The organism is Aeromicrobium phoceense, assembly GCF_013868155.1.
GTDB classification, from domain to species: domain Bacteria; phylum Actinomycetota; class Actinomycetes; order Propionibacteriales; family Nocardioidaceae; genus Aeromicrobium; species Aeromicrobium phoceense.
Map to the genome: position 1 here is coordinate 2,515,435 of NZ_JACEOG010000001.1, position 26,180 is coordinate 2,541,614.

Annotated in this window: 23 protein-coding genes and 1 riboswitch; of the genes, 4 read left to right on the plus strand and 19 right to left on the minus strand. The window is 70.4% G+C overall.

The annotated features are described in order from the left end of the window. Positions 1 to 22 precede the first annotated feature (22 nt). A riboswitch (FMN riboswitch) is annotated at positions 23 to 155 on the minus strand. Between the two features lie 33 nt (positions 156 to 188). The 10 genes from rpe to H1W00_RS12270 all read right to left on the minus strand — a co-directional run bounded on the left by rpe (position 189) and on the right by H1W00_RS12270 (position 9,186). Further along, positions 189 to 845 carry a ribulose-phosphate 3-epimerase gene (gene rpe, locus H1W00_RS12225; protein ID WP_078700940.1) on the minus strand — a complete coding sequence of 219 codons (657 nt, stop codon included), beginning with the start codon at positions 843 to 845 and terminating at the stop codon, positions 189 to 191. A 16-nt stretch (positions 846 to 861) separates the two neighbouring features. Then, on the minus strand, positions 862 to 2,136 hold the full coding sequence (locus H1W00_RS12230; RefSeq protein ID WP_181755941.1) for an RsmB/NOP family class I SAM-dependent RNA methyltransferase: 1,275 nt from the start codon (positions 2,134 to 2,136) through the stop codon (positions 862 to 864). Next, positions 2,133 to 3,056: a methionyl-tRNA formyltransferase gene (gene fmt, locus H1W00_RS12235; RefSeq protein ID WP_181755942.1), complete on the minus strand. Its 924-nt coding sequence runs from the start codon at positions 3,054 to 3,056 to the stop codon at positions 2,133 to 2,135. The genes H1W00_RS12230 and fmt overlap by 4 nt, the downstream gene beginning before the upstream one ends. Before the next feature lie 31 nt (positions 3,057 to 3,087). Then, the gene (locus H1W00_RS12240; RefSeq protein ID WP_181755943.1) at positions 3,088 to 4,983 is read right to left on the minus strand and encodes a primosomal protein N' family DNA-binding protein; all 1,896 of its coding nucleotides are present in this window, start codon (positions 4,981 to 4,983) and stop codon (positions 3,088 to 3,090) included. A 46-nt stretch (positions 4,984 to 5,029) separates the two neighbouring features. Beyond that, positions 5,030 to 6,217 carry a methionine adenosyltransferase gene (gene metK / locus H1W00_RS12245; RefSeq protein WP_181755944.1) on the minus strand — a complete coding sequence of 396 codons (1,188 nt, stop codon included), beginning with the start codon at positions 6,215 to 6,217 and terminating at the stop codon, positions 5,030 to 5,032. Between the two features lie 77 nt (positions 6,218 to 6,294). Beyond that, a complete protein-coding gene (gene coaBC, locus H1W00_RS12250; RefSeq protein WP_181755945.1) occupies positions 6,295 to 7,497 on the minus strand; it encodes a bifunctional phosphopantothenoylcysteine decarboxylase/phosphopantothenate--cysteine ligase CoaBC in 1,203 nt (400 codons plus the stop codon). Positions 7,498 to 7,510: 13 nt separating this feature from the next. Next, positions 7,511 to 7,807 carry a DNA-directed RNA polymerase subunit omega gene (gene rpoZ / locus H1W00_RS12255; protein ID WP_181755946.1) on the minus strand — a complete coding sequence of 99 codons (297 nt, stop codon included), beginning with the start codon at positions 7,805 to 7,807 and terminating at the stop codon, positions 7,511 to 7,513. Between the two features lie 24 nt (positions 7,808 to 7,831). Next, positions 7,832 to 8,431, minus strand: coding sequence for a guanylate kinase (gene gmk, locus H1W00_RS12260; RefSeq protein WP_181755947.1), 600 nt, complete (start codon positions 8,429 to 8,431; stop codon positions 7,832 to 7,834). After that, complete coding sequence (mihF, locus tag H1W00_RS12265) at positions 8,424 to 8,744, minus strand: integration host factor, actinobacterial type (protein WP_181755948.1); 321 nt, start codon at positions 8,742 to 8,744, stop codon at positions 8,424 to 8,426. Before mihF ends, gmk begins: the two co-directional genes overlap by 8 nt. A 10-nt stretch (positions 8,745 to 8,754) precedes the next feature. Continuing rightward, the gene (locus H1W00_RS12270; protein ID WP_181755949.1) at positions 8,755 to 9,186 is read right to left on the minus strand and encodes a hypothetical protein; all 432 of its coding nucleotides are present in this window, start codon (positions 9,184 to 9,186) and stop codon (positions 8,755 to 8,757) included. Positions 9,187 to 9,290: 104 nt separating this feature from the next. On the opposite strand from H1W00_RS12270, the gene H1W00_RS12275 reads away from it, so the two are divergent. The 4 genes from H1W00_RS12275 to H1W00_RS17100 are packed head-to-tail and all read left to right on the plus strand — an operon-like array spanning position 9,291 to position 14,498. Then, on the plus strand, positions 9,291 to 9,890 hold the full coding sequence (locus tag H1W00_RS12275) for an RNA polymerase sigma factor (protein WP_286928494.1): 600 nt from the start codon (positions 9,291 to 9,293) through the stop codon (positions 9,888 to 9,890). Next, complete coding sequence (locus H1W00_RS12280) at positions 9,887 to 10,324, plus strand: hypothetical protein (RefSeq protein ID WP_181755951.1); 438 nt, start codon at positions 9,887 to 9,889, stop codon at positions 10,322 to 10,324. Before H1W00_RS12275 ends, H1W00_RS12280 begins: the two co-directional genes overlap by 4 nt. 10 nt (positions 10,325 to 10,334) lie before the next feature. Then, complete coding sequence (locus H1W00_RS12285; RefSeq protein ID WP_181755952.1) at positions 10,335 to 12,053, plus strand: S8/S53 family peptidase; 1,719 nt, start codon at positions 10,335 to 10,337, stop codon at positions 12,051 to 12,053. A 6-nt stretch (positions 12,054 to 12,059) separates the two neighbouring features. Further along, positions 12,060 to 14,498: a CHAT domain-containing protein gene (locus H1W00_RS17100; protein ID WP_181755953.1), complete on the plus strand. Its 2,439-nt coding sequence runs from the start codon at positions 12,060 to 12,062 to the stop codon at positions 14,496 to 14,498. Between the two features lie 74 nt (positions 14,499 to 14,572). Here the strand turns inward: H1W00_RS17100 and pyrF are convergent, their stop codons facing one another. From pyrF to H1W00_RS12335, 9 genes are all read right to left on the minus strand, one after another. Next, positions 14,573 to 15,394: an orotidine-5'-phosphate decarboxylase gene (gene pyrF, locus H1W00_RS12295; protein ID WP_078700926.1), complete on the minus strand. Its 822-nt coding sequence runs from the start codon at positions 15,392 to 15,394 to the stop codon at positions 14,573 to 14,575. After that, entirely contained in the window at positions 15,391 to 18,705 is a 3,315-nt protein-coding gene (gene carB, locus H1W00_RS12300) for a carbamoyl-phosphate synthase large subunit (RefSeq protein WP_181755954.1), read from the minus strand. The genes pyrF and carB overlap by 4 nt, the downstream gene beginning before the upstream one ends. Continuing rightward, the gene (carA, locus tag H1W00_RS12305) at positions 18,689 to 19,813 is read right to left on the minus strand and encodes a glutamine-hydrolyzing carbamoyl-phosphate synthase small subunit (RefSeq protein WP_181755955.1); all 1,125 of its coding nucleotides are present in this window, start codon (positions 19,811 to 19,813) and stop codon (positions 18,689 to 18,691) included. Before carA ends, carB begins: the two co-directional genes overlap by 17 nt. Beyond that, on the minus strand, positions 19,810 to 21,087 hold the full coding sequence (locus tag H1W00_RS12310; RefSeq protein ID WP_181755956.1) for a dihydroorotase: 1,278 nt from the start codon (positions 21,085 to 21,087) through the stop codon (positions 19,810 to 19,812). The genes carA and H1W00_RS12310 overlap by 4 nt, the downstream gene beginning before the upstream one ends. Then, positions 21,084 to 21,245 (minus strand): hypothetical protein, encoded by a 162-nt coding sequence (locus tag H1W00_RS12315; RefSeq protein ID WP_181755957.1) that lies wholly within the window; start codon positions 21,243 to 21,245, stop codon positions 21,084 to 21,086. Before H1W00_RS12315 ends, H1W00_RS12310 begins: the two co-directional genes overlap by 4 nt. Beyond that, positions 21,242 to 22,174: an aspartate carbamoyltransferase catalytic subunit gene (locus tag H1W00_RS12320; protein ID WP_181755958.1), complete on the minus strand. Its 933-nt coding sequence runs from the start codon at positions 22,172 to 22,174 to the stop codon at positions 21,242 to 21,244. Before H1W00_RS12320 ends, H1W00_RS12315 begins: the two co-directional genes overlap by 4 nt. Continuing rightward, positions 22,171 to 22,728, minus strand: a complete 558-nt coding sequence (pyrR, locus tag H1W00_RS12325; RefSeq protein WP_476692249.1) for a bifunctional pyr operon transcriptional regulator/uracil phosphoribosyltransferase PyrR — start codon at positions 22,726 to 22,728, stop codon at positions 22,171 to 22,173. The genes H1W00_RS12320 and pyrR overlap by 4 nt, the downstream gene beginning before the upstream one ends. 377 nt (positions 22,729 to 23,105) lie before the next feature. Beyond that, the gene (locus H1W00_RS12330) at positions 23,106 to 24,923 is read right to left on the minus strand and encodes an ATP-dependent nuclease (protein ID WP_181755959.1); all 1,818 of its coding nucleotides are present in this window, start codon (positions 24,921 to 24,923) and stop codon (positions 23,106 to 23,108) included. Positions 24,924 to 25,069: 146 nt separating this feature from the next. Next, on the minus strand, positions 25,070 to 26,095 hold the full coding sequence (locus H1W00_RS12335; protein ID WP_181755960.1) for a hypothetical protein: 1,026 nt from the start codon (positions 26,093 to 26,095) through the stop codon (positions 25,070 to 25,072). Positions 26,096 to 26,180: the final 85 nt, after the last annotated feature.

The window sequence follows — 26,180 nt, forward strand, 5'->3', positions numbered from 1 at the left end:
CGGACGCAGGATGCGTCCGAGCAGCGTGCGCCTTCCATCCGGACTTTCACCGTCGGTACCGGAGTTCCACCGGTTCAACCTCGGCCCTGCGAGCAGGGCTTCGGGTCGCGGACTGTCACCGCCGGTTCGGACTTGCACCGACCCCGGAGCACGCGAGCGATTAGCTCGTACGGGGAGAGTCTAGCGGCTCAGTGGCAGGCGCCGACGGCCGTCTCACGCAGACGCTCCACCATGGCGCCCGGGTCGTCGGCGCTGTAGACCGCCGAACCGGCCACGAAGGTGTCGGCGCCGGCCTCCGCGCAGCGCTCGATCGTCTCCAGCGAGACGCCGCCGTCGACCTGGAGCCAGATGTCGCCACCGACCCGGTCGAGCAGGGCGCGCGTGCGACGGATCTTCGGCAGGCACAGGTCCAGGAACTTCTGGCCGCCGAACCCCGGCTCGACCGTCATGATCAGCACCATGTCGAGCTCGGGGAGCAGGTCCTCGTAGGGCTCGATCGGCGTCGCGGGCTTGAGCGCCATCGACGCACGGGCCCCCTGCGCGCGGATCTCGCGGGCCAGGCGCACGGGCGCCTTGGCGGCCTCGACGTGGAACGTGACGCTCGACGCGCCCGCCTCCACGAACTGCGGCGCCCAGCGGTCGGGCTCCTCGATCATCAGGTGCGCGTCGATCGGCTGGGGCGCGGCCTTCGCCAGCGCCTCGATCACGGGCGCGCCGAGCGTCAGGTTCGGCACGAAGTGGTTGTCCATCACGTCCATGTGCAGGAAGTCGGCCGTCGGGATCCGGGCCGCCTCCCCCGCCAGGTTCGCGAAGTCGGCGTTCAGCAGGCTCGGCGTGATGCGCATGGGGCGAGCGTATCCGTCAGCTGCGGCGCAGCAGCGCCAGGTACATCGCGTCCGTGCCGTCAAGGTGCGGCCACCAGTGGTGCTCGGACTCGACCGTCACGTCGGACCGCTCGGCGAGGACCGACTCGACGACCTCGCGGGTCTCGGCGGGCAGCGGCGAGCAGGTGGCGTAGCCGACCACTCCCCCCGGCCGCGCCAGGTCGATGGCGCGGGTCAGCAGCTGCCGCTGCAGCGTGACGAGCTCGGGGACGTCCTCGGCGCGACGGCGCCAGCGGGCCTCGGGACGACGGCGCAGGGCGCCCAGCCCGGTGCACGGGGCGTCGAGGAGCACGCGGTCGAACGACTCCTCCTCCCACGGACCCTCGCGCCCGTCGTGGACCGTGACCTCGACGTTGTTGAGCGCCCGCACGGACTGGCGGACGAGCTCGGCCCGGTGTGGCTGCATCTCGTTGGCGACGAGGGAGGCGCCGCGCTGGGCGGCGAGCGCGCCGAGCAGCGCGGCCTTGCCGCCCGGACCGGCGGCGAGATCGAGCCAGTGCGTGTCGTACCCCTCGAGCGGTGCCTCGGCGGTGGTGATCGCCACCATCTGCGAGCCCTCGTCCTGCACCCCGGCTCGGCCGTCGCGCACGGCGGGCACGAAGCCCGGGTCTCCCCCGGCGGTCATCACGCGGGCGTAGGGGCTGAGCCGGCCGGTCTCCCCCGGCAGCGAGCGCGGGTCGACGAGGCCGGGACGCGCCACCAGGGTGACGTAGGGCGGCACGTTGTCGGCCTCGAGCAGGTCCTCGAGCTGGTCGGGGCCGACGGCCTGCTCCAGCGCCTCCACGACCCATCGCGGGTGCGAGTACCGGACGGCCAGCGCGTCGAGCCGGCTCAGCCCTGCGGTGACCTCGTTGAGCCACAGGCCGAGGTCCTTCTGCCCGATCTTGCGCAGGACCGCGTTGGTGAAGCCGACGGGCCGGTGCCCGATTCGGCGACGGACCAGGTTCACGGTGGTGTCGACGGCCGCGTGGGGCGGCACGCGCATCGCCAGCAGCTGGTGGGCACCGAGCCGCAGTGCGTCGCGCACGGCCGGGTGGACCGTGCCGGTTGCCACGCGATCGATGATCGCGTCGTAGGTGCCCTGGTTGCGGATCGTGTTGTGGGTCAGCTCCGTCGCCAGGGCGGCATCGCGCTCGGACAGTCCGCCGAGCAGGGTCGGCAGCAGCAGGTTGACGTACACCTCGCGCGTCCGGACGGCCGACATGACCTCGAACGCGACCTCGCGCGGATCGGTGATGGCCTTGGTGCTCATGCGAACACCACCTCGGTGGCTCCGCCGAGGCCCCGGCCCCAGTCGGCGGCGGCCATCGCCTTCTTGCCGTGCGGCTGCACCTCGCCCAGCACGACGTCGGTCGTGGTGGTGCCGACGCGCACCTCGCGCTTGCCGATCGAGGCCACGCCCGGCTTGAGCGTGGACTCCTCGGCGATCGTGAGCGGTCCGACCTTGAGGCGCGCCCCGTCCACCTCGGTCCAGGCGCCCGGCGCGGGCGTGCAGCCGCGAATCTGGCGGTCGACGGCGAAGGCGGGGCGGTTCCCGTCGATGCGGGCGTCCTCGGTGGTCAGCTTGTGGGCGGAGGAGACGTTGTCCTCGGGCTGGCGCACCGCGCCGATGTCGCCCCCCTCGATGTGGTCGACGACGTCGACGACGAGGGCGGCGCCCTGGTCGGACAGACGGTCCAGGAGCGTTCCGGTGGTGTCGTCCTGCTGGATCCGCTCGGTGATCGTGCCCAGCACGGGGCCGGCGTCCAGCGCCTCGACGAGGCTGAAGACCGTAGCGCCGGTGATCTCGTCGCCGGCCATGATCGAGCGCTGCACCGGGGCCGCACCGCGCCAGGCCGGCAGCACCGAGTAGTGCAGGTTGACCCAGCCGAACTCGAAGGCGTCGAGCACGTCGCGGCGCAGCAGCGCCCCGTACGCCACGATCACGCCCAGGCGCGCCTCCGTGGCCGCGAGGGCGTCGAGGAACTCGGGGTCGGACGTGGACGCCGGCTTGAGCACGTCGATCCCGTGGGCCTCGGCGGCCACCGCCACGGGCGAGGGCTGCAACGAGCGTCCGCGGCCGACCCGCGCGTCGGGACGGGTGATCACGGCGACCACCTCGTGGCGGCTGGCGACGAGCGCCTCGAGCGTCGGCACGGCGGTGGCCGGGGTCCCGGCGAACACGATCTTCACCCGCCGAGTCTAGGTCGTGCCACCGGGCGGCTCAGAAGGCGACGGGGTCGACCTGGATCCGCACCGGCGTCTCCTTGGCCGCGCTGCGCTCTGCGGCGACCTGCTTGAGCACCGCGGCCAGCGCCAGTCCCTCGCGCCGGGGCACCCGCAGGATGAGGCGCTCGCGGCCCGGCTCGAGCGGAACCGGGCCGAGGACGTCGACGAACGCGGGCCACGACCGGCGCGCGAGGACGCCGATCACGTCGTCGGTGCCATCGACCGTGGCGAGGCGCCCGACGGGCGGCAGGTGGGTCTCGGCGCGCTCGGAGAGCTCACGGGCGGCGACGGCCACCGGGTCGGCGCGGACGAGCGCCTGCAGGACGGTGGTGTCGCCGACCGCGACGGCGCGTGCGCCGAAGGCCGATAGCGCGAGGGCGTTGAACCAGCGCCGGTGCGACTCCTCGAAGACCCGGACGTCGTCGCGGCCCAGCATGAGCCACGTGTCGAGCAGCACCACCACGGCGTAGCCGCCGGGCACGGGCGGCTCGGCACCGGGCGTGGCCAGCACGAGCGGGTGTCCCTCGGGATCGACCGTCTCCAGGACCGTCTCACCGCCCGAGGTGAGGACGGTGCGGTCGGGGAAGGCGGCGCCGAACTCCTCGGCGGTGCGCAGCTGGCCCACGACCGGGGCACGCAGGCGCGTGCCGCCGCACTCGGCGCAGCGCCAGCGGGGCACCTCGGTGGCGCACCAGCGGCACACCAGCGGCGCGTCGGCGCGGTGCTGCAGCAGCGGCCCGTGGCACTGCGGGCAGGAGGCGGGCGTGCGGCAGTCCTGGCACGACAATGAGGTGCGGTAGCCGCGCCGGGGCACCTGGACGAGCACGGGACCCTCGGCGGCCCGGACCGCCTGGAACACCGCGGCGGGCAGCCGGGCGGCGGCCGCGCCGTGCTCGGTGCCGTCGGTGACCTCGACCACGGGCCACTCCCGCCGGCGGGACGCCTGGTCGGCGACGATCTCGGCGCACCAGCCCTGCTGCACGAGGGACTGGGCCTCGGCCGTGCGGGCGTGGCCGGCGATCAGCACGCCGGCACCCGTCTCGATCGCCCGGGTGAGCAGCACCTCGCGGGTGTGGGGGTAGGGCGCCCGTGGCTCGGCGTGGAGGTCGTCGCCGTCGTCCCAGATCACGACGAGACCGAGGTCGCGCACGGGCGCGTAGGCGGCGGCACGGGTGCCCAGCACGACCTGCACCTCGCCGCGGGAGACCCGCAGGAAGTTGCGGTAGCGCGCCGCGGGCTTGTCGGCGGCCGTGAGCGCCACGTGGGCGTCGGGGCCGAGGGCCTCGGTGAAGGCCGCGTGCCAGCGAGCCACCTCGCGCACGTCGGGCACGCAGACGACCGCACCCCGGCCCGACCGCACGACCGCCGACACCGCCTCGGCCACGGCGCGCTCGGGCTCGTGGCGCGGCAGCACGTTCAGCACGGCGCGGGGTGACTCCCCCGCCGCGAGCGCCTCGACATAGGCCGCACCGTGGACGTAGGCGTGCCACGACGCGCTGCCGATCTCGGGCGGCGGTGGCGCCGGCGAGGCCGGTGGGTGGGCCTCGGCACGGGCGTGGCGAGGCGGGATCGCGAGCCGCAGCACGTCGGCCGCGGTGCCCGCGTAGCGGTCGGCCAGGGCGCGCGCGAGGGCGGCGACCTGAGGCGTCAGGACGGGCTCGGAGGAGACCACCTTGGCGACCGCCGCGAGCTTGCCGTCGTGCGCGGAGTCGTCGGCGAGCTCGAGGACGAATCCGTCGACGAGCCGCCCCGCGAAGCGCACCTTGACCCGGCATCCCGGGACGACCGCCTCGGCCAGCTCGTCGGGGACGGCGTAGTCGAACGGACGGTCGAGATGCGACAGCGGCGTGTCGACGAGGACTCTCGCGACACGCCGCTGTGCTGGGTTCACTCGGCTGTTCTACCAGCAGGGCCCGACAGGGCCCCGGGGCACGGGATCAGAGACCCGCGGCCGCGCGCAGGGCGTCGGCGCGGTCGGTGCTCTCCCACGGCAGGCCCGGGCGGCCGAAGTGGCCGTAGGCGGCCGTCTCGGCGTAGATCGGGCGCAGCAGGTCGAGGTCGCGCACGATGGCGGCCGGGCGCAGGTCGAAGACCTCGAGCACCGCGTCGCGAATCGTGTCGACCGGGACGACCTCGGTGCCGAACGTGTCGACGTAGAAGCCGACCGGGTGGGCCACGCCGATCGCGTACGCGACCTGGACCTCGGCCTTGGTGGCCAGGCCGGAGGCGACGATGTTCTTGGCGACCCACCGCATCGCGTACGCGGCGGAGCGGTCGACCTTGCTCGGATCCTTGCCGCTGAACGCGCCGCCACCGTGACGGGCGTAGCCGCCGTAGGTGTCGACGATGATCTTGCGGCCCGTCAGGCCGGCGTCGCCCATGGGGCCGCCGATGACGAACTTGCCCGTCGGGTTGATGTGCGACTTGTAGTTCGACGAGTCGATGTCGTACTGGCTCAGGACCTCGTCGATGACGTGCTTCTTGAGGTCGGAGGGCAGCTGGTGCTCGAGGTCGACGCCCTCCTCGTGCTGGGTGGAGATGACGATCGCCTCGACACGCACGGGCTTGTCGTTGTCGTCGTACTCGATGGTGACCTGGGTCTTGCCGTCGGGACGCAGGTACGGCAGCGTGCCGTCCTTGCGGACCTTGGTCAGCTGCTCGGAGAGGCGGTGCGCGATCGTGATCGGCAGCGGCATCAGCTCGGGGGTCTCGTCGCAGGCGAAGCCGAACATCAGGCCCTGGTCGCCGGCGCCCTGGAGGTCGAGCGGGTCGGTGGCGCCGCCGAGGCGGGCCTCCTCGGCCGTGTCGACGCCCTGCGCGATGTCGGGCGACTGCGCGTCGAGGGTGACCTGCACGGCGCAGGACTCACCGTCGAAGCCCTTGGTGGACGAGTCGTAGCCGATCGCGAGCACGCGGTCGCGCGCGATCCGCGCGATGTCGGCGTACGCCTCGGTGGTGACCTCGCCGCCGACCAGGACCAGGCCCGTGGTCACGAACGTCTCGGCCGCGACACGGCTCTTCGGGTCCTGCGCGAGGAGTGCGTCGAGGATGCTGTCGCTGATCTGGTCGGCGATCTTGTCCGGGTGACCCTCGGTCACGGACTCCGAGGTGAATAGACGGCTCACGGTTACCTCTCTGGCTGGTGGCTACGACGTCTGAGACGTCGTGATGACTGTAGTGGGCGGGTGATGAGGGGGCGGGTTCATTCCACCCGTTGGACGACCGCGTCCCAGATCGCGTGGGCGATCTCGGACTTGGCCGCGCGGGCCACGGGATGCTCGGATCCCTCGGCCGTGAGGATGGTGACCTCGTTGTCGGGCTGGCCGAACGTGCGCTCGGATCCGACGTCGTTGACGACGAGCAGGTCGCAGCCCTTGCGGGCCATCTTGGCGCGGGCGTGGTCGAGCACCGAGCCGTTCGCGTCGCCGGTCTCGGCGGCGAATCCGACGATGACCGGACGGCGACCCGAGCGGGTGCGGACGAGCTCGACGAGGATGTCGGGGTTCTCGATCAGCTCGATCGACGGCGCGACGCCGTCGGGCTGCTTCTTGATCTTCGCGTCGGCGAAGGACGCCGGCCGGAAGTCGGCCGGTGCGGCCGCCATCACGACGGCGTCGGCGGACTCGGCGGCCTTGAGCATCGCCTCGCGCAGCTCGGACGTGGTGACGACCCGGACCACCTCGGCGCCGGCGGGCACGTCGATCGACACGTTGGCGGCCACCAGCGTGACCGTGGCACCGCGGGCGAGGGCCGCCTCGGCGAGGGCGATCCCCTGGCGACCCGACGAGCGGTTGCCCAGGAATCGCACCGGATCGAGGAACTCGCGCGTGCCACCGGCCGAGACCACGACGTGCTGGCCGGCGAGGTCGCGCGGGCGGCCCTGCAGCACCTGCAGGCACACCGCGTGGATGGCCTCGGGATCGGGCAGCCGGCCGGGGCCGGTGTCGGCGCCGGTGAGGCGCCCGGAGTCGGGCTCGATGACCAGCACGCCGCGCTCACGCAGTGTGACGACGTTGGCGACCGTGGCGGGGTGCTCCCACATCTCGGTGTGCATGGCCGGAGCCATCACGACCGGGCACCGGGCGGTGAGCAGCGTGTTGGTCAGCAGGTCGTCGGCCAGCCCGTGCGCCGCGCGGGCCAGGGTGTTGGCCGTCGCCGGGGCGACGACGACGAGGTCGGCGGTCTGGCCCAGCTTCACGTGCGGGACCTGGGGGACGTTCTCGAACACGCCGGGCTGGACCGGGTTCCCCGAGAGGGCCTCCCACGTGGGGGCGCCGACGAACTCCAGCGCGGACTCGGTGGGCACGACGCGGACGTCGTGCCCGGCCTCGGTGAACAGGCGCAGCAGCAGCGCCGCCTTGTAGGCGGCGACGCCGCCGGTGACGCCGAGGACGATGCGACTCATCGCGACGTCAGGCTCAGGCCTCGTCGGTGGTCGCGGGCGCGTCGGCGTCGGGGGTGATGTCCTCGACGGTCAGCAGGCCGGCGTTGATCTCGCGCAGCGCGATCGACAGGGGCTTCTCCTGGACCTCGGTCTCGAGCAGCGGGCCGACGTACTCGAGCAGGCCCTCGCCGAGCTGGGAGTAGTACGCGTTGATCTGGCGAGCGCGCTTGGCGCTGTAGAGGACGAGCTTGTACTTGGAGTCCGCCTTCTCGAGCAGGTCGTCGATCGGCGGGTTGGTGATGCCTTCGGCGGCAGAACGTGTCGTGGACACTCAGAATCTCCAGAAGTTCGAGGATTACCCGGCAGGGTCGGCTGGCGGGCGTGATCTGAACAAGTCTACCAACTCCCGCCCCGCTTCCTCGACTTCGGTGTTGACGATGGTGGCGTCGAACTCCGACACTGCCGCCAGCTCCTCGCGGGCGGTGGCCAGGCGACGCTCGCGCTCGGCCTCGGTCTCGGTGCCGCGGCCGACGAGGCGGTTGACCAGCTCGTCCCAGCTGGGCGGCGCCAGGAACACCAGGAACGCCTCGGGGAACCGCTCGCGCACCTGGCGGGCGCCCTGCAGGTCGATCTCCAGCAGGACCGACTCGCCCTGCGCCAGCTTCTCCTCCACGGCGGCGCGCGGCGTGCCGTAGCGGTTGACGCCGTGGACCGTGGCGTACTCGAGCAGGCCGTCGGTGGCGATGAGGTGGTCGAACTCCTCGGGGGTCACGAAGTGGTAGTGCCGGCCGTCGACCTCGCCCGGCCGGGCGGGCCGGGTGGTGGCCGAGACGGACATCCAGATCTCGGGGTGGTGCTCGCGCACCCACGCCGCCACCGTGCCCTTGCCGACCGCGGTGGGCCCGGCCAGCACGATCAGGCGACCGCGGTGTTCAGCACTGCGTGGTTCAGCCACGGCGGGCGATCTCGGCGATGAGGCCCTTGGCCTGGTTCGTGCCGAGGCCGCGCAGGCGGCGGCTCTCGGCGATGCTCAGGTCGGCCATGATCTGCTGGGCCGTCAGCTTCCCGATTCCGGGGATGCTCTGGAGCAGGTCGAGCACCTTGATCTTGGCGACGGCCTCGTTGCGCTTGGCCTCGGCCAGCACGTCGGCGACGCTCGCGCCGGAGTGGCGCAGGCGGTTCTTCACCTCGGCACGCACCTGGCGGGCGGCGGCCGCCTTGGCCAGCGCCTCGCGGCGTTGTTCGTCGGTCAGCTGGGGCAGGGCCACGGTCAACTCCTCACTTCTTCGACAGGTCGATGCCGCACTCGTCGTTCACGTGCTCGACCACGTCCTCGCGCTGGGCCTTCGTGTCGTTGAAGGCCTCGTGGGCGGCGGTGATCCGGTCGATGTCCTGCTGGGACAGGGCGTTCACCTTCTCCTCGCTCTTCATGTCCTCGAGCGCGAAGTCGGCCTTGCGGTGGGCGATCACGACCTTCTTGGTCGCCTTGGCGATGTCGGTCCACTGCTTCGCGATGTCCTCGGGCGCCTCGTGGGCGACCTTCGTCGTGACGTCGGCGTAGGTGGCGAACGCGGCGTCGTTCTGCTGGCCGAAGGTGGCCAGCGAGTCGCGGCCCGCGTCGACCGCGTCGCAGTAGGGCCCCCCGCCGGAGCAGCCCGTCAGGGTCGCGAGACCGAGGACCACGGACAGCAGCAGGGAGGGTCGTCGCACCCCGACAGGTTACTAGCGAGCACCGTCCGGCCGGCGGTCCGTCGACCGCGTGTATCAGCGCGCCCTCTTCCTGCCTCGTCCCGGATGTGCGCACAATGAACTTCGTGACCAGCGAAAAGTCACACGAACCAGCAGAATCCGACGACGGCCCGTGGATCCGCTCCGGCGAGGCCTTCGCACGCTGGCGTGACGGGGACCGCGGAGCGATCGACGAACTCGTGCGCGAGATGACCCCCGTGCTGTGGCACGTGGTGCGCGCCTACCGGCTCGACGAGGACGTGTGCGAGGACGTCATCCAGTTCACCTGGCTGACACTCGTGCGCAAGGCCGACAGCGTGGACAACCCGCGTGCGGTCTCCTCGTGGCTCATCATCACGGCCCGCCGCCAGGCGTGGCGGGTCGCCTCGCGGAACCGGCGCGAGGACGCGGTCGACGACGAGCTGCTGGCGCCTGCGCTGCCCAGCTCGCCCGCCGCCGAGTCCGAGGCCGTCTCGGCCGACGAGAACCACCGGCTGTGGTCGGCGGTCGCGCAGCTCAACGAGCGCTGCCAGCGCCTGTTGCGCGTGATCGCCTTCGATGACCGGCCCGACTACCAGCACATCTCCGAGGACCTGGGCATGCCCGTGGGGAGCATCGGCCCGACACGCCGACGCTGCCTCGAGAAGCTCAAGGCCGTCATCTCCGGCGAGGGGGCCACGTCATGACCGAACGCGATCCGATCTTCACCAACCTGCGAGCGATGTACGAGGTGCTCGATCCACCGCCGGCCCACCTGGCCGACGCGATGATCGCCGCCATCGCCGCCGAGAGCCTCGATGCCGACTACGAGCTGCTGAGCCTGCTGGGCCGCAGCACCGAGCTGGTCGGCACCCGCGGCTCGGGCGTCATCACCATCGAGTTCTCCCACGACGAGGCGTCCATCCTGCTGCGCGTGGCCGAGGTCGACGAGACCACCCGCCGCGTCGACGGCTGGGTCACCGGCACCGGGGCCAGCGAGGCACGCCTCACCTCGGGCGACCAGACGTGGACCGCGGACGTCATCGACGGCCGGTTCGAGTTCGAGTCCCTGCCGGCCGGCCTGATCCGCATCTACTTCTCGGGTGACACCGAGCTGGCGACCCCCACCTTCGAGATCTGAGGAGCACCGGATGCGTCCGACTGGCCAGGAGCCACCACGCTGGGAAGAGCAGGACCCGTGGGAGCGGGAGCAGGACCTCGAGAGCGTCGCTGCCCGCGAGGGGGCGACCCTCGACCCTTCCAAGGCGACGGTGGGTCCCGGCGGGCGTGAGGCCCACCCCACGGCGTACCTCTCCACGAAGCTGCTCATCTCCACGCTCGTCGACGTCGATGCGGCCATCGAGCTGCTGAAGGAAGCCGCCGCGGTCTTCAACTGGCAGGTTGTCGAGGACGAGACCTACCCGCGCATCGAGGTCGAGGAGACCGAGGAAGAGCGCCGGGAGCGTGCCGAGCGGTACCCGTGGCTCACCACCACCGGCAGTGTCGGGATGGCTCGCGTCGTCATCTCCGCCACCGCACGCTCGCACGCCCGGCCGCCGGACGCCTGGTCGCTGCTCCAGGCCGCGCGAGCCCTGGCGATGGGTCGCGAGCCCGAGAAGGGAACCGACCTGCTGCACGGCATCGGTCTCGACCACGTCCTGCAGAGCAGCCCGTTCACGAGGGGCGCTCCGTTCACCCGCGGTGCTCCCTTCACGCGGGGTGCGCCGTTCACGCGAGGGGCTCCGTTCACCCGCGGAGCCCCGTTCACGCGGGGCGCGCCCTTCACCCGCGGCGCCCCGTTCACGCGAGGCGCGAGCATGGCTGTCGACTCGTACGGCGACGTCGGCTCCGGCGGACGTCAGCCGGTGGCCTGGGTCGGCCCGGCCCCCACTCGCTCCCCCGACGACCCCGACGGCCAGCGCCGCCCGCGGGTCGGGGTACTGGACTCCGGCTGCGGCAAGCACGCCTGGTTCACCAACGGCGCGGTCAAGGACGGCACGAAGCTGATCTCGGGAGTCACCATCGGGCGCGACGACGCGCCCACCGACCCCGAGACGCTCGGCAACGTCAGCGGCCCGCTCGACGGCTCGATCGACGATGCCTCGGGCCACGGGACGTTCATCGTGGGCCTGCTGCACCAGGGCTGCCCCGACGCCGACATCCACTGGTGGCGGGTGATGGACTCCGACGGCACGCTCGCCGAGTCCGACTTCGTCACCGCCCTGATCCGCATCACGCAGCTCGTCCGCGCCGGGGACGGTGCGAAGAACGGGTTGAGCCTCGACGTGCTGAACCTGTCCTTCGGCTACTACCACGAGACGCCGTACGACCTGGAGTTCGACCCGACGCTGTACGAGCTGCTCGCCCTGATCGGCCGGACGGGCACCACCGTGGTGTGCGCGGCGGGCAACGACGCGACGTCCCGCCCCCTCTTCCCCGCCGCCTTCGGGCCGTGGGAGAACCCGGCCGACGAGCTCGTGCGCCGCGACCCCCGCGCCACGCCGATCGTCGCCGTCGGTGCGCTGAACCCGAACGGACGGACCGACGCGATGTTCACGAACACCGGGCCGTGGGTCCACGTGTACCGGCCGGGCGCCTCTCTCGTCAGCACCATCCCGCCGTTCGAGGGTGGTCTCCAGCCGATCGCGCGCGCCACCTTCCGTGGCCGCACCCGCGAGACCGTCGACCCCGACGACTTCGCGAGCGGCTTCGCGGTGTGGAGCGGGTCGTCGTTCGCCGCGCCCGTGTTCGCAGCCCAGCTGGCGTCCGCGCTGGCGAAGGACCTCCCGGTGGAGGGAACCGCCGACGATCCGGCGCAGGCCGTGGAGCGGGCGATCGCCGCGATCGGTCGCCTCACCGACCCGGAGTGAGGTCCCGTGCTCTCGGCCGTTGAGCTGCACCGGCGGGGCCGAGCCTCGATGGACGCCGGTCGGTACCGCACGGCACGGCGGCAGCTGTTGACGGCACTGGAGCGCAACGCCGATCCCGAGCGCGAGGTGCGGATCCTGGTCAACCTCTCGCACGTCGAGTCCACGCTCGGCGATGCGGAGGAGGCCCTGCGACGGTGCGACGAGGCCGCGAGGCTGGCGCGAGCGCCGGCGGTGCGTGCGCTCGTGCACAGCCAGCGAGCGGGTCTGCACCTGAACGCGGGCGACGCCGACCGGGCGTCGGCCCTGTACGACCTCGCCGTTCCCGCGCTGACGGGCACGGCCCGGGCGAACGCCCTGATGAACCGCGGCGTGCTGCACCTGCAGCAGTGGCGCCTCGAGCGGGCGCGCCACGACTTCGACGAGGCGGCCGCGCTCTTCGATGCGGCCGGCGACGAGACCGGGTGGGCCCAGGCGCGCCACAACGACGGCTACGCGGCGCTGCAGAGCGGCGACCTCGTCGGGGCCCTCGCGGCGATGGACGCGGCGCGCGTGCACCTGGCCGACCTCTCCCCCGTCGCCGCCGCCGTGTGTGACCAGGACACCGCCGAGGCGCTGCTGGCGGCCGGCGAGACCCACGAGGCGGTCGACCTCATCCTCGCGGCCGCCCGCGTCTTCGCCCAGGCACGGTTGCGCCAGCACCAGGGCGAGTGCGAGGCCACCGCCGCGCGGGTCCTGCTGTTCACCGATCCGCGCCGGTCGCGCCGGCTGGCGCGGCAGGCGGCGCGGCGCCTGCGCGGCACGGGCAGCGAGTGGTGGGCGCTGCGCGCCGACACGGTCGCGCTGGCGGCCGAGACCTCGATCGCGCCGCCGACCGTGGCATGGCTCGATCGCGCAGAGGAGACCTCCGGTGCCCTGCGGCAGCACGGCCTCGACCACTTCGCCCAGCTGCTCGACCTGCTCGCAGCCCGCTTCGCGGCCGTCCTGGGTGATCCCGAGCGGGCGACCCTGCTGCTGAAGCGCGGCCGCACCACCGAGCGCGACGGCCTCACCGAGCGACTGCTCGAGCGGTCGGCGATGGCCGCCCGCTCGCTGGTGCGCGGTCGACGACGCGAAGGACTCGCCCACCTGCGCCGCGGACTCGACCTCCTGCACGACTGGCAGTCGTCGTTCGGCAGCCTCGACCTCGCCGTCGGCGTGGCCGGCAGCGGTCGCGCCCTGGCGCTCACCGGCATCCGCGAGGCCCTCGCCTCGGGCGACCCGTCGCTGGTCCTGGAGTGGTCCGAGCGCGCGCGAGAGCTGACCAGTCGCGTCGTGCCCGTGCGGCCGCCCGTGGATGCCGACGCCGCCGACGACCTCACCCAGATCCGCCAGCTCACCGTGGAGGAGCCGGACGAGGGGTCGCCCGAGGCCCGGGAGCTCGCGCGCCTGCGCGACCGGGTGCGGCACCGCGCCTGGCTCGAGCGCGGGTCCGGCGAGGTCGGCGACGTGGTCGAGCCCGCCGAGCTGACCGACTCCCTCGGCGACCGCGACGCGCTCGTGAGCTACCTGTGGGACCGGCGCCGGGTGCACGCCCTGGTGATCACCGACGGCGAGCCGGTCCTGCTGGACCTCGGCCCCCACGGTCCCCTCGTCGAGCGGCTCGGTGGGTTGCAGGCCGACCTCGACATGGCCGCCGCCACCCTGATGCCGGCGATGCAGCGAGCGGTGCGTGGATCGCGTGACCGGCGGCTGGTGGAGCTCTCACGACTCCTGGTCGATCCTGTGCTTCCCCACCTGGGTGACCGACGCGTGGTGATCACGCCGGCGGGGCTGCTGTCGGGCCTGCCGTGGTCGATGCTGCCGGGCTTCACCGGGCGCCCGGTCACCGTGCCGGTCACGGCCACGCGGTGGCTGGCCACACGCGACCTCCGCGCACCACGCAGCGCGGGCTTCGTCGCCGGACCCGGCGTCGCACGTGCCGTGGAGGAGGGCAAGCAGTCGGCGGCCCACTGGACGGGCTCCAGCGCGCTCACCGATGCGAGCGCCACCGTGGCGGCCACGCTCGACCTCGCCGACGGTGTGGACCTGCTGCACGTCTCGGCCCACGGCCGCCACGCAGCCGAGAACCCGTTGTTCTCCGGCGTGCTGCTCGAGGACGGACCGCTGTTCGGCTACGACCTCGACCGGATCGCCACGGTGCCGCAGATCGTCATCCTGTCCGCGTGCGAGGTCGGCCGCTCCACACAGCGCTGGGCCGAGGAGTCGCTGGGCATGGTCACCGCGTGGCTGCACGCCGGCGCGCGCTGCGTGATCGCCTCCCCTGCCGCGGTGGCGGACGACGAGGCCTGCGAGGTCCTGCAGGACGTGCACCAGCTCATGGCCGCGGGCACTCCCCCGGCCGTCGCGCTCGCCGAAGCGACCGGCGACCGCCCCACCTCGTTCGTCTGCTTCGGCGCCGGCTGGTGAGCTGACGGAGCGCTGGCAGTGACGTTCGCGGGGGCGACACGCCGTGTGAGACCCCCGAAAGGTCACTCCCAGGGCTACAGCAGGGACAGCGCGTCGTTGGTCGCGGCGGCGGCTGCGCGCAGGGCGTTGACGTCGGGGCCCTTCGCCAGGACGTCGCGCGAGGTGGACGGGACGATCTGGTCGGTGACGGTCTCGAAGAGGCGGCGCAGGTCGTCGATCGTTCCGCCCTGGGCGCCGAAGCCCGGCACGAGGATCGGGCCGTTGAAGCCGAGGCGCTGCGTGTCGAGGTGGGCCACGGTGGCACCGATGACGGCACCGAAGGAGCCCATCGGGGAGGCACCCTCGTTGGCCTGCCCGAGCTCGACGAGGATCTCGTCGCCCACCGACATGCCTGACGACGTCGTGGCGGCCTGGAAGCGGATCGCCTCGGGGTTCGAGGTGAACGCCAGCACGAACACGCCCGCGTCGTTCTTCTCCGCCGCCGCGAAGAACGGCGTCAGCGAGCCGAAGCCCAGGTAGGGACTCACGGTGATCGCGTCGGCCGCCATCGGGGCGTCGTCGTCCAGGTAGGCGTCGGCGTACGCCGTCGCGGTGGAGCCGATGTCGCCGCGCTTGACGTCGAGGATCGTCAGCGAGCCGGTGTGCCGCAGGTCCTGCAGCGTGCGCTCCAGGATCGCCACCCCGGCCGCACCGAAGCGCTCGAAGAACGCGGACTGCGGCTTCACGAACGCGACCTTGCCCGCGAACGCCTCCACGCACGTGGCGGCGAACCGGTCGAGTCCCTCGACCGAGTCCTCGAGGCCCCACTGCTCGAGGAGCTGGGCGTGCGGGTCGATGCCGACGCACAGCGGACCGTACGCCTGCATCGCCACGTGGGCGCGGCTCCCGAAGCTCATCGCGTGACCGTCTCCGCCCACGACTGCAGCGACCGCACGCCGATGCTGCCGGCGATCTCGGCCTCGATGCCCTGCACGGCGGCGGCGAGCGCCTGCACGGTGGTGAGGCACGGGATCCCCTCGGCCACGGCGGCCGTGCGGATCTCGTAGCCGTCGACGCGGGCGTTCGCGCCGCTGCCCAGGCCGTGCGGCGTGTTGACGATCAGCTGCACCTCACGGTCGTTGATCTTCTCCACGACGGTGCTGCCCTGCGAGTCGTCCTCGTGGAGCTTGCGCAGGACCGTGGCCTTCACGCCGTTGCGCTCGAGGACCTCGGCCGTGCCGCTCGTCGCGAGGATCTCGAAGCCGAGGTCGGCCAGGCGCTTGATCGGGAAGATCATGTGGCGCTTGTCGCGGTTGGCCACCGAGACGAAGACCGTGCCCGAGGTGGGCAGGCCGTTGTACGCGCCCGAGGCCGACTGGCTCTTGGCGAACGCCGAGCCGAACGACGCGTCGATGCCCATGACCTCGCCGGTCGAGCGCATCTCGGGGCCGAGCAGCGTGTCGACATATCGACCGTCGTAGGTGCGGAACCGGTTGAACGGCATGACCGCCTCCTTGACCGCGATTGGCGCGGTGGCCGGCAGCCGGCCTCCGTCGCCCTCGGCGGGCAGGACGCCGGCGGCGCGCAGGTCGGCGATCGACTCGCCGAGCATCAGGCGAGCCGCAGCCTTGGCCAGCTGCGTGTTCGTCGCCTTGGAGACGAACGGCACCGTGCGCGAGGCGCGCGGGTTGGCCTCCAGCACGTAGACCGTGTCGGAGCTGAGCGCGAACTGGATGTTGATCAGGCCGTGCACGCCCACGCCGCGGGCGATCGCCTCGGTGGAGGCGCGGATCCGGTCGATCTCGGTGCTGCCGAGCGTGATCGGGGGCAGGGCGCAGGCCGAGTCGCCGGAGTGCACGCCGGCCTCCTCGATGTGCTCCATGACGCCGCCGAGGAACAGCTCCTCGCCGTCGAAGAGCGCGTCGACGTCGATCTCGACCGCGTCGTCGAGGAAGCGGTCGACCAGGACGGGGCGGTCGGGCGAGATCTCGGTGGCGTTCTCGATGTAGGTCGAGAGCGACTCCTCGTCGTAGACGATCTCCATGCCGCGGCCGCCGAGCACGTAGGACGGGCGGACGAGGACCGGGTAGCCGATCTCGTCGGCGATCCGCTTGGCGCCCTCGAACGTGGTGGCGGTGCCGTGCTTCGGCGCGGGCAGCCCGGCGTCGGCCAGGACTCGCCCGAACGCGCCGCGCTCCTCGGCGAGGTCGATCGCCTCGGGCTGGGTGCCCACGATCGGCACGCCCGCGGCCTTGAGGCCGGCGGCGAGGCCGAGCGGCGTCTGGCCGCCGAGCTGCACGACGACGCCGGCAACGGGGCCGGCCTGCTGCTCGGCGTGCACGACCTCGAGCACGTCCTCCAGGGTGAGCGGCTCGAAGTACAGCCGGTCGCTGGTGTCGTAGTCGGTGGAGACGGTCTCGGGGTTGCAGTTGACCATGATGGTCTCGTAGCCGGCCTCGGACAGCGCCAGCGACGCGTGCACGCACGAGTAGTCGAACTCGATGCCCTGGCCGATGCGGTTCGGGCCCGAGCCGAGGATGATGACGGCCTCGCGCTCGCGGGGCTCGACCTCGGTCTCCTCGTCGTAGGACGAGTAGTGGTATGGGGTCTTGGCGGCGAACTCGGCGGCGCAGGTGTCGACCGTCTTGTAGACGGGGCGGACGCCCAGCGCGTGCCGGACGCCGCGCACGACCTCCTCGGAGAGCCCGCGGATACGGCCGATCTGGGCGTCGGAGAAGCCGTGGCGCTTGGCGTGCTGAAGCAGCTCGGGCGTGAGGCGCTCGGCGGCGGTCACCTCGGCGGCGACCTCGTTGAGCAGGGCCAGCTGGTCGACGAACCACGGGTCGATCGCGGTGGCCTCGAAGACCTCCTCGGGCGTGGCGCCGGCGCGCAGCGCGTCCATCACCTCGCGCAGGCGGCCGTCGTGCGGCACGGAGGCCGACTTCACCAGCGCCTCCTTGTCGAGGTCGACCCACTCGCGCTCCCACGAGAACACGGCGTCAGGGCGCTCGAGCGAGCGGAGCGCCTTCTGCAGGGCCTCGGTGAAGTTGCGGCCGATGGCCATGGCCTCGCCGACGGACTTCATGTGCGTGGTCAGCGTGGCGTCGGCGGCCGGGAACTTCTCGAAGGCGAACCGCGGCACCTTGACGACGACGTAGTCCAGCGTGGGCTCGAAGCTGGCGGGCGTCTCCTGCGTGATGTCGTTCGGGATCTCGTCGAGCGTGTAGCCGATGGCGACCTTGGCGGCGATCTTGGCGATCGGGAAGCCGGTGGCCTTCGACGCGAGCGCCGATGAGCGCGAGACGCGCGGGTTCATCTCGATGACGACGATGCGGCCGTCGACGGGGTTCACCGCGAACTGGATGTTGCAGCCGCCGGTGTCGACGCCGACCTCGCGGATGACACCGATCGAGATGTCGCGCAGGCGCTGGTACTCGACGTCGGTGAGGGTCATGGCCGGCGCGACGGTGATCGAGTCGCCGGTGTGGACGCCCATCGGGTCGAGGTTCTCGATGGAGCAGACGATCACCACGTTGTCGGCGGTGTCGCGCATGACCTCGAGCTCGTACTCCTTCCAGCCGAGGATGGACTCCTCCAGGAGCACCTCGGTGGTGGGGCTGAGCGCCAGTCCGCTGCCGGCGATGCGCAGCAGGTCGTCGTGGTCGTACGCCAGGCCGGAGCCCGAGCCGCCCATCGTGAACGAGGGCCGCACGACGACCGGGTAGCCACCCAGCTCGTCGACGCCGGCCTCGCACTCGGCCATGGTGTGGCAGATGACCGAGCGGGCCACCTCGGCGCCCCACTCGGCGGGCAGGTCCTCGACGATCGCCTTGAAGGTCTCGCGGTTCTCGCCCTTCTCGATCGCGTCGATGGACGCGCCGATCAGCTCGACGCCGTACTTCTCCAGGATCCCGGCCGCGTCCAGCTGCATGGCGCAGTTGAGCGCGGTCTGGCCGCCGAGGGTGGCCAGCAGGGCGTCGGGACGCTCGGCGGCGATGACCTTCTCGACGTACTCGGGCGTGATGGGCTCGACGTACGTGGCGTCGGCGAACTCCGGGTCGGTCATGATCGTGGCCGGGTTGGAGTTCACGAGGATGACGCGGATGCCCTCCTCGCGCAGCACGCGGCAGGCCTGCGTGCCGGAGTAGTCGAACTCGCAGGCCTGGCCGATGACGATCGGGCCGGACCCGATGACGAGGATTGACTCGATGTCAGTGCGCTTCGGCACGGGCTGCCTCCATGAGGTCGGTGAAGCGGTCGAAGAGGTACCCGGCGTCGTGCGGACCCGCAGCGGCCTCGGGGTGGTACTGGACGCTGAACCCGGGGCGGTCCAGCAGCGCGATGCCCTCGACGACGTCGTCGTTCAGGCACACGTGGGTGACCCGCGCGGGGCCGTAGGGCGTCTCGAAGTCGGCATCGAGCGGCGCGTCCACGGCGAACCCGTGGTTGTGCGCCGTGATCTCGACCTTGCCCGTGGTGCGGTCCTGGACCGGCTGGTTCACGCCGCGGTGGCCGTACTTGAGCTTGTAGGTGCCCCGGCCGAGCGCGCGGCCGAAGATCTGGTTGCCCAGGCAGATGCCGAAGTACGGGGTTCCGCGCTCCAGCACGCCCTGCACGAGCTCGACCTGGTGGTCGGCCGTGGCGGGGTCGCCGGGGCCGTTCGACATGAAGACGCCGTCGGGGTTGAGCTCGAGCACCTCGTCGAGCGTGGAGGTGGCGGGCAGCACGTGCACCTCGATGCCGCGCTGGGCCATCAGCTTCGGGGTCATCCCCTTGATGCCGAGGTCGAGCGCGACGACGGTGTACTTCCTGTCGCCCTCGGCCGGCACGACGTGCGCCTCGTCGACGGTGACGTCGGCCAGGTAGTTCGAGCCGGTCATGCTCGGCGCGGCCGTGACCTGCTCCAGCAGGGCCTCGGGGTCGAGGACCTCGGTGCTGATGCCGGCGCGCATGGAGCCGCGCTCGCGCAGGTGGCGGGTGAGGGCGCGGGTGTCGATGCCGCTGATGCCCACGACGCCCTGCTCGGCGAGCAGGTCGTCGAGCGAGCGGTCGGAGCGCCAGTTGGAGCGCTGGCGGGCGGGGTCGCGCACGACGTAGCCGTCGACCCACACGCGTCCGGACTCGAAGTCCTCGGCGTTGGCGCCGGTGTTGCCGATGTGCGGGGCCGTCATGACGACGATCTGGCCGCGGTAGGACGGGTCGGTGAGCGTCTCCTGGTAGCCGGTCATGCCGGTGTTGAAGACGATCTCGGCGACCGTGGTGCCGATGGCGCCGTAGGAGCGGCCGCGGAAGGTGCGTCCGTCCTCGAGCACGAGGATGGCGGGGGTGAACGTCACTGCAGCTTTCCTTCCAGGACGGTGGGCTTGCCGGCGAGGAACGTCGCTACCACGCGGCCCGGGAGTTCCCTTCCGGCGTACGGCGTGTTGCGCGAGAGGCTCGCGGTGTCGGCGGGTTCGATCGTACGGGTGACCGACGGGGCGTAGAGCACGACGTGGGCCGGCTCACCGACCGCCAGCGGGCGGCCGTGACCGGTGGCGCGGCCGATGCGCGCCGGGTTCGCGCTCATGACCTCGGCGACGCGGCTCCAGGACAGCGATCCGGTGTCAACCATCGTCTGCTGGACGATCGACAGGGCGGTCTCGAGGCCGATCATCCCGAAGGCGGCGGCACCCCACTCGCACTCCTTGTCCTCCATGGGGTGCGGGGCGTGGTCGGTGGCGACGATGTCGATCGTGCCGTCGGCCAGGCCCTCGCGGACGGCGAGGACGTCGTCCTTGCTGCGCAGCGGCGGGTTGACCTTGAAGATCGGGTCGTAGCTGCGGACCAGCTCGTCGTCGAGCAGCAGGTGGTGCGGCGTGACCTCAGCGGTGACGTCGATGCCGCGGCTCTTGGCCCAGCGCACGATCTCGACCGAGCCGCGGGTGGACAGGTGGCACACGTGCAGGCGGCTGCCGACGTGCTCGGCCAGCAAGACGTCGCGGGCGATGATCGCCTCCTCGGCGACCGCGGGCCAGCCGGTGAGGCCGAGCTCGCCGGACAGCGGGCCCTCGTTCATCTGGGCGCCCTCGGTGAGGCGGGGCTCCTGGGCGTGCTGGGCGATGACGCCGTCGAACGCCTTGACGTACTCCAGCGCGCGGCGCATCAGGACGGCGTCGCTGACGCACTTGCCGTCGTCGCTGAAGACGCGGACCTGGGCGGCCGAGTCGGCCATCGCGCCGAGCTCGGAGAGCCGCTCCCCCGCCAGGCCGACGGTGACGGCGCCGATGGGCTGGACGTCGGCGTAGCCGTGCTCGCGCCCGAGGCGCCAGACCTGCTCGACGACGCCGGCGGTGTCGGCGACGGGCTCGGTGTTGGCCATCGCGAAGACGCAGGTGAACCCGCCGCGCGCGGCGGCCTGCGTGCCGGTGAGGACGGTCTCGGCGTCCTCGCGGCCGGGCTCGCGCAGGTGGGTGTGGAGGTCGACCAGACCGGGCAGCGCGATGAGTCCGGTGGCGTCCACCGTCTCGTCACCGCTGAGGTCGGCGCCGATGGCCGTGATGACCCCGTCCTCGATGAGGATGTCGGTCGCCTCGTCGCCCAGGATCCGGGCGCCCTTGATGACGGTGCTCATGCGTTCTCCATTCCGGTGATCGAGTAGCTGCGGAGCGCCGCCCCGGTGATCGAGTAGTTACGGAGCGCCGCCCCGGTGATCGAGTAGTTACGGAGCGCCGCCCCGGTGATCGAGTAGCTGGCGAGCGAAGCGAGACGCGTATCGAGATCACACGTCATGCGCTCTCCCCCTCCGTAGCCCCACCCAGCAGCAGGTAGAGCACCGCCATCCGCACGGCAACGCCGTTCGTGACCTGCTCGACGATCACCGAGCGGTCGCTGTCGGCCACGTCGGCGTTGATCTCCATGCCCCGATTCATGGGTCCGGGGTGCAGGACGAGCGCGTGGTCGGGCAGCCGGTTCATGCGGGCGACGTCGAGCCCGTAGCGGCGGCTGTACTCGCGGGCGCTGGGGAAGAACGAGGCGTTCATCCGCTCGCGCTGGACGCGCAGCATCATCACGGCGTCGGCCTTCTCGAGGCTGGCGTCGAGGTCGTAGGAGGTCTCGACCGGCCAGGTCTCGACGCCCACCGGCAGCAGCGTGGGCGGGGCGACGAGCGTGACGTTCGCGCCCAGCGTGTCGAGCAGCAGCGCGTTCGAGCGTGCGACGCGGCTGTGCAGCACGTCGCCGACGATCGTGACGTTCTTGCCGGCCAGGTCACCCAGGCGCGAGCGCATCGTGAACGCGTCGAGCAGGGCCTGCGTGGGGTGCTCGTGGGTGCCGTCGCCGGCGTTGACCACGGCGCCCTTGGTCCACTCGGAGGTGGCGAGGCGGTGCGGTGCGCCCGAGGCGTGGTGGCGGATGACGACCGCGTCGGCACCCATCGCCTGCAGCGTGAGCGCGGTGTCCTTGAGGCTCTCGCCCTTGCTGACGCTGGAGCCCTTGGCGCTGAAGTTGATGACGTCGGCCGAGAGGCGCTTCGCGGCGGCCTCGAAGCTGATCCGGGTCCTCGTGGAGTCCTCGAAGAACAGGTTGACGATCGTGCGGCCGCGCAGGGTGGGGAGCTTCTTGATGGGTCGCTGGGCGACGCTCAGCAGCTGCTCGGCGGTGTCGAGGATCAGGGTGGCCTCGTCACGGCTCAGGTCGCCGGCGCTCAGGAGGTGCTTCATGCGTCGCTCCCCTCGATCGACACGGAGTCGGCGGCGCCATCGGTCTCGGTGAGCCGGACGCGGACCTTCTCGGTCTTCGAGGTGGGCAAGTTCTTGCCAACGAAGTCGGCCCGGATCGGCAGCTCGCGGTGGCCGCGGTCGACGAGGACGGCGAGCTGCACGGCCTTGGGGCGACCGAGGTCACTCAGCGCGTCGAGCGCGGCGCGGATCGTGCGGCCGCTCATGAGGACGTCGTCGACCAGGACGACGACGCGGCCGTCGATGTCCTCGGGGACGTTGGTGGCCTCGAGCGCGCGCGGAGCCTTCAGGCGCAGGTCGTCGCGGTACATCGTGACGTCGAGCGCGCCCGGCTTGATGGTGGTCCCCTCGACCTCGGCCATCTTCGCGGCGATCCGCTCGGCGAGCTCGACCCCGCGGGTGGGAATCCCCAGGATCACCACGCCTTCGGCGTCGCGATTTCGCTCGAGGATCTCGTGGGTGATGCGTGTCAGCGCACGCGAGATGTCGGTGGCATCCATGACGGTGCTCAAGCCCGACCTCCTTCTCCGCCTCACAGGACGGTGGTTAAAGGATGGTTCTGCGTCAGGTTATCAGTGGGGTTCGCTCAGGCTTCGCTCGACCGCTGAATGCCCGCCGGTCCGGCCGGAAGTTTCGACGTTGCGGTCGCGGGAGCGACAGCTTGGTACCAAGTTGCCCGCCCTAGCGCGGTCGTCGCGACGCTGCTGCATTCCGCCATTAGGACACAGTGGCGCAAACTGACGGGCCGTCCGGGTCGCAGGCCCTGCGCCGCTGATCTCGAAAACAGTGTGAGGTGCAATCGCTACCGAATAGAACGGGTCGAGCCAACATCGTTCAAGCCAGCGTAGACAGCAGGCCATCAGCTAAGCGGGAAAGGACAGGCGAAGACCGATGCAGATCGGTCGGCCTGGATCTAGAGCGGCGCGCGCTTATGCGCTTCGACAATACCCTTTAGCCACATACGTAGTGGTTTGACGGCACGAGGCTGTCCAGTTTCGGTACTGAGATACTGCCGCAGCAAGGCCGAAGGCAGGTGAGGCTTCGCTTTTCCTGTCTTCTTGCGGTCGGAATTCCAACCCTTGGCGCCAAGCCACGACGCCATCGCCTCTCGGCCATCGATGCCTGTCGCGAAGTCGGTCGCCGTCGCCTCACTTACCTCACCCGTCCCGTTTGGTCCGAGCATCTCAGCCAATTGCGCCTGGCCGACCGTGTCGAAGAGTAAACCCTCGAGATCCGAACTCAGTACGAAACTGTCCCACTCGCTCAGCTTGTCGTTGAGTTCAGCTTGGTGCTCGAGCGCCGTCGTTAGTGTTGTCACCGATCGATCCGCCGACTCCCGCAAGTCGGAGAGCACACTAGTTGGCGGCTTCGGATCTTTCGCCTTCAGTATCTCGATGAGTGCCCGCTTGCCTTCGCCGTTCTTATGCAATCCGTCCTTGTCGGTGAGGACATACGCGCGGACTCCGAAGAGTTGAGCGAGCCGGAGAAGATGCGAGATCGTAGTGATCCCGGATGCCTCAATCACCGCAATACCCAGTGCATAATGGCCGCCCGCGCCTCCGGTAATCCTCTCTAAGAGATAATCGATGAGGAGTTTGTCGCCATGACCTTCGACCAAGATCACCGAACTGGCGAACACTAACTCGCTGTTAGTCGCATCGCAGTAACGTGTCAGCCGACCCTCTTCGTCGACTGCTAGGTCCGGCTTGCGCGCGGTGTACGTCATGCCTTCGGGACTCAGCGGAAGCCGAGCGATACGAGTGACGGAGAACGAGTCGACGAGCACCGGGCTGTGCGTCGTCACCAGCACTTGCGACTCTTGCGCAATCTCCTTCAGAATCTTGGCCATAGCCCTCTGCGTCTGTGGGTGGAGGAACGCCTCAGGCTCTTCGATGGCAAACACGACGTTTGCGCCCGACTGCCTGTTTTTCGCAGAGACGTATCTCAGAATGCCGAGTACTAAGGCGGACTGAAACCCGGTGCCTCGTTCAGCGATCGAAACCACAACGTCGTCATGGCTCGTGATTACTGCCTCCCGGAGCATTCCTCGCAGCGCATGCTGAGGTGCGGGGAGTTCGACTCCAAGAACTGGCTCCTGGAAGGGCAACTCAGTAGCAACCGAACTGACGGACTCACTCAGGACCTTGCGCACAAGGTCTTCGACGGGCTTGATGGCTTCTGCGAAATCCTTCTGGAGTTGCGTGGAACGGGAGCTTCCGGAGCGGACGAGTACACCTTCAAGCGTCTCGTATAGGCGCGCGAGCGACCTATCGCCGTCGTCGGCATCCGCCCCGCTTACCCTAACCGACGGAATCTTCACGAAGCTGAAGGACTGGAGCACTCGTTCGTAGACCTCGCGCGAGCGTGCGGCGTCTCCTCGTCCGCGGTAACTGATTTGGCCCTTTCGCGTACAAGCGATCTCGACGGCCAATGAACCGTCGCGGGCTGTGACGTCTTCGAACTCCGCTGCCTCCTTATCGTCGAGGCCACCAAAGATCACCTTGATGCTCGACATCATCCTTGGGCCGCCGGAGACGTAATAGTCATGCAGCGGTTTCACCCGCTGGAGGTCGTCGGATGAGGGGTCGGAGAAGAAGGTCTCGAGCACGGTGACGAGGGAGGACTTACCAGCGTTGTTGGGGCCGGCGATGAGTTGCAGATCCCGGTCCATGTCGACCCGTAGCCGCCTGAAGCCCAAAAGACGCTCCACGTCGACGCGTTGCACATACATGGCGACAATCTATGGTCACGAGCGCACGAATCAGGGCAGTTCACCAAGACCGAGACCGCTGTCACGTCCTACGCACCTTAGTTCGCGACCGCCGGAGAGAGTCGCCCGGCCGCCAACCGCGAATGTGGACGGTGCCGAGCGATCATTCAAAGGGAATGACTAAACGTTGCGACGGTCGAAGTTCGGACGGCGATCCCGTCTGGTCCTACGATTCCTTGAGTCAAATCGGCACGCTCTGGCCAGATTGGTGAACCCCAATGTTCCGACTCGGCGGCCAGAAGAGATGCTTCGACTTCGTCGGGCTGAGGCTCTCGATCGTCCGGGCCGTTCATATGCAGTCGAGAAAGCTCCACGAGCGCCGCTCCATCCGACTCGAGTGCTGCGAGAGCGATCTCTCTTCGGATTGCAACTTGGGCGCCTGTCTCGCCCAACTCGGCCATCCACCAACCTTGTGACTCTACGTAGGACTCCACCTGTGCACGGAAAAATAGGTCCCGCACAAGAGGTGCGAAGTACGCCACGAGGACGTCACCCGTCGCTGGGAATTCGAAGTCATCTTCGGGCGGATCAACAAGGCTGGCAGACCATACCGCCTCGCCCCAGCCATGATCGTTGAAGTGCGCCTGTTGCCCCCAAACCAAGCGGCGAGGGCGTGGACGACGTCCAGCGCCTTTAGCCTGCACTGCCGCGTAATCGAGCGCATTGTTGATATTCCCGATGGTCCCCTTGGCTTCCACAGTGACCCGTGCACCGATCGGTGGATTGCCAACTCCGACAAAGTCAGGACGACGGCCACGAACCGGGCGGCCATGTTCTCGAAGGACCGCGTCATAGTGCGTTAGGTATGGAACGCCAACTAGGAGAGCCGCCGCGAGCTTTGCGGACAATCCACCTAGAAAGTAGGAGATGGTAGCTCTCTCAGTCGTATCGGAACCTGACAAGTAGTTCTGGCTCGGGGCAAGGTGACATCCGCAGGTGGTCGAAAACGCATCGTAGAGCGTAGACACCCGACGATGACCGGCTCGTACAATGTCAGCGCTGAACGGGGCGCGGCCACGCTCGCCCAGAGTTGCCGCCGCCCATACCAGCAGTTCATCCGAAAGGAGCAGCGACTGCGGATTGGGCACCCATTTGGGAAAGTTCGTCAACGACAAGGGGACCTCATAGCTCACGAGCAGCGACTTTAGCCTCTTGAGAACGGCTCCCGGGTCCCTTTCAAACGCCGCAGGCGCCCGGCCGGACGTGGTGGCAACGTCA

Bases quoted from the DNA above. Each gene is read 5' to 3' on its own strand.
- H1W00_RS12315 (WP_181755957.1), bottom strand. From the start codon at position 21,245: ATGACGTGTGATCTCGATACGCGTCTCGCTTCGCTCGCCAGCTACTCG.
- H1W00_RS12310 (WP_181755956.1), bottom strand. From the start codon at position 21,087: ATGAGCACCGTCATCAAGGGCGCCCGGATCCTGGGCGACGAGGCGACC.
- H1W00_RS12230 (WP_181755941.1), bottom strand. From the start codon at position 2,136: ATGAGCACCAAGGCCATCACCGATCCGCGCGAGGTCGCGTTCGAGGTC.
- H1W00_RS12320 (WP_181755958.1), bottom strand. From the start codon at position 22,174: ATGAAGCACCTCCTGAGCGCCGGCGACCTGAGCCGTGACGAGGCCACC.
- H1W00_RS12285 (WP_181755952.1), top strand. From the start codon at position 10,335: ATGCGTCCGACTGGCCAGGAGCCACCACGCTGGGAAGAGCAGGACCCG.
- pyrF (WP_078700926.1), bottom strand. From the start codon at position 15,394: ATGAGCTTCGGGAGCCGCGCCCACGTGGCGATGCAGGCGTACGGTCCG.
- coaBC (WP_181755945.1), bottom strand. From the start codon at position 7,497: ATGAGTCGCATCGTCCTCGGCGTCACCGGCGGCGTCGCCGCCTACAAG.
- rpe (WP_078700940.1), bottom strand. From the start codon at position 845: ATGCGCATCACGCCGAGCCTGCTGAACGCCGACTTCGCGAACCTGGCG.
- H1W00_RS12330 (WP_181755959.1), bottom strand. From the start codon at position 24,923: ATGTATGTGCAACGCGTCGACGTGGAGCGTCTTTTGGGCTTCAGGCGG.
- H1W00_RS12280 (WP_181755951.1), top strand. From the start codon at position 9,887: ATGACCGAACGCGATCCGATCTTCACCAACCTGCGAGCGATGTACGAG.